Raw genomic sequence first — 2895 nt, 5'->3', positions numbered from 1 at the left:
GTGTGTACGTGTCGGCAAGCTCCCTGACATCGGCCTTTTTCCTCCACCGGTGAGCGAGGGAGAAGCTTTTTTCGCTTTTCTCGTCGAGCTGGAGGCGAGGGTTTTTTATGACCTTGAAAACGTTCGGGAGCCGGTCGAGGGTGCAGAGGGTGAGGTTGACGGTAAAAACGACCAGGAGAAAAAGGAACCAGGTCGAGTGGTACATGTCGAACATCCCTATGGCCGAGAGAAACTTGATCGTCGGCTCGCTGAATACCTTCCGGTATTCCTCGAGCGACTTGTTCTGCTCGATGACGGTCCCGAAAATCGAAACGACGGCGAGACTGATCAGGAGAAAAATGGTGAGCTTAAGGGATGTGAAAAGCTTCCATACCCTGTCAAAGTAGGATTCATTGCTCTTTGCCATGACACCATCCTGGTGAGTTGTGTTTTCTCGGAAGCAGGGTGATTTTGCCCCTGCACGGGTAAAATGATCTCATTTTCATTTTAATAATAATAACGCAAAAAAAAACAATGAGTCGGGATTATTTCAGCTCCCGCATTAATGTATACTGTATACATAAAATTGTACATCATGTCGAACGCAGAGGTTACAAAAAAAAATGGGGCGGCCGCGCCGCCCCGAAATGGCCCGCGTAAAAGAACTACTTTACGTGGCACTCCTTGCACTTGGTGGGAGGATTTTTGCCCGCCGCCTTCTCTTTCTTGTGGCAGTCCTTGCACGCATCGTGCATAGCCTTTTTGAAATCAGGGATATCACCGGCCGCTTCCTTCTTGTGGCACTCGGAGCACGCCTGGGGCTGCTTCCCCTCTTCTGTGGCATGGTGGCATGCCTTGCAGTCGTCCTTGACGCGCTTCTGGTGCTCGTGGTGCTTGAACTCCACGGGGGGCTGTTTCTCCTTTATCTTGTCGATCTGGATAACTTCAGGCCCCTTGTTCACAGCCCCCACGTATGCAAAGGAAGCCACGACGGTGAACACTACAGCAAGTAACATTGCAACCCTTTTCATAACCGTTTCCCTCCTTGATTTGTTTTCCCCGAAGGCTTATTTAAAGCGTGAGGTTGCACCTCGCACATCTATCGCACTCTCTTTGGACCTCGCTCCCCGTGTACCCCTTTTCGATTTCTTCGAAACCCGATGCGGCATCGGCGGGACCCAGCTTTTCCATTTTCACCCTCTGTCTCAGTTCGGGGCTGTCCTCCACCTGGTCCTCTTTCTTCCTCCGGTAGTTGTCCCTCAGCCGTACCTTCCTCACCTCTTCGACGCAGAGCTTCTCAAAAATATTCAGAGCAGCGTATCTGCCGGAAGCGGAAGATTCGACGATGGTGCTTGCCCCCGTGAGACAGTCACCGCACGTATAGATCGGGATTTTATATCTTTTGTCCTTAAAAATCAACCGCGCAATTTTGTGCTCCTTATCGATCATCTTCAGCGCGTATTCCGCCGGTATAAACGACAGGTCCGCCCTGCTTCCGATGGCGATGATGACCGTGTCGCACCGTACCTCGAACTCAGACCCGGGCACCGTAACCGGGTTTATCCTCCCCTGCCTGTCGTACTCCAGCCGGGAGACGCTCAGCGCCTCGAACCCCGCTATCCGCTGCCTCATCACGAAGAACTTTTTTACCGCCGTCCCGTCCATGAGCTTGGCTCCCTCACCGATGGCCTCCTCCACCTCCCAGGGAAAGGCGGGCATGCTGTCCCTCGATTCCAGGCTGGCGATCGTCACGTCCCTGACGCCGAGCCGGAGAGCGGTCCTGGCAGCGTCAACAGCCACGTTGCCGCCCCCGACGACGACGACGATCTGCCCCACATGCACCATCTCTCCGAACTTGACGCGTTCCAGGAAGGCGGGTGCATCGTAAAACCCCTGCGACTCGGTCCCCGTACCGGGAAGGGTGAGAGACTCCGACGACCCCGTCGCAACGAGAATGGCATCGAATTCACCACCCGTGACAAGGCTCTCAAACTCCATGTCCTGTCCAACGGTCACGCCGCCGCGAAAGTCCACCCCCTTTTTCAGGATGAAATCTATGTCCCTGTCCAGCTCCTCCAGGGGAAGCCGGAAGGAAGGTATGCAGGAGTACATCATGCCTCCCGGGCGCCATTTTGCATCGAAAATCACGGTCCTCGCCCCGAGGGTGGCGAGGGTGTTTGCCGCACTGAGGCCGGCAGGACCCGCTCCTATTATGGCAACCTTCGGCATATTCGGGTCTATTTCAGCCTCCCGCGGAATCGGCCTGGACCGGTAGCCATGGTCGGCGGCAAACCTCTTTATCGCCGCGATCGCTATCGGGCTGCCCACCTCGTTCCTTACGCATTCCTGCTCACAGGGATGGGGGCAGACCCTCCCGCACACGGAGGCAAAAGGCAGCGTCTCGTGTATGAGGGCCAGGGAGGTTACGGGAGAGCCCTCCCTGACGAGGGCTATGTAATCGGGAACGTGCAGGTGGGAAGGGCAGGCGCTCTCACAGGGGGCCGTTTTGTCCTTGTACCCTCTTCCCGCATCGATGAAAGCGAACAACCAGAGGAGGGCAAACATGGCGGCAAGGACCAGGTGCCCCACCGTGAGGCCCTGAAAGGTGTTGATGACCAGCCCCATCGTGAGGGGGATGAGGGCAATCCAGAACAGTCCGGTGGAAAGCCTCCCTGCATAGAGGTGGCCCAGGCCCGGAAAGATAAGGGAGAGAAGTCTCGATATCCTCTTTATCCTCTTCCTGTTTATCTTCCAGAGAAGCTTTTCCCGCGCGCTGTATCTCCCCGAACAGCCGCTGCACCTGCTCTCATCGCCTTTTTTCTCCACAAAGCAGAGGCTGCAGTCTTTGTACCCGAACTCCAGCTGATTTTCGGGGATCAAAAATTTCGGTGTCTCCAAGGCCAATCCGTTGAGATT

At 55.5% G+C, this 2895-nt stretch carries 3 protein-coding genes; all 3 read right to left on the bottom strand.

All coding sequences use genetic code 11. The annotated features are described in order from the left end of the window. Window positions 1-406, bottom strand: a 406-nt coding sequence (locus GTN70_09500; protein NIO17216.1) for a cytochrome c biogenesis protein ResB, incomplete at its 3' end; no start/stop codon positions are given. A gap of 238 nt (window positions 407-644) precedes the next feature. Beyond that, window positions 645-1010 (bottom strand): hypothetical protein, encoded by a 366-nt coding sequence (locus GTN70_09495; GenBank protein ID NIO17215.1) that lies wholly within the window; start codon window positions 1008-1010, stop codon window positions 645-647. Window positions 1011-1050: 40 nt separating this feature from the next. Beyond that, a complete protein-coding gene (locus tag GTN70_09490) occupies window positions 1051-2859 on the bottom strand; it encodes an FAD-dependent oxidoreductase (GenBank protein NIO17214.1) in 1809 nt (602 codons plus the stop codon). Window positions 2860-2895: the final 36 nt, after the last annotated feature.

The sequence above is a fragment of the Deltaproteobacteria bacterium genome, from assembly GCA_011773515.1.
In the GTDB taxonomy this organism is placed as follows: domain Bacteria; phylum Desulfobacterota; class Deferrimicrobia; order J040; family J040; genus WVXK01.
The sequence above is the reverse complement of the archived record's forward strand: the minus strand, read 5'-3'. Positions and strand labels throughout refer to the sequence as shown.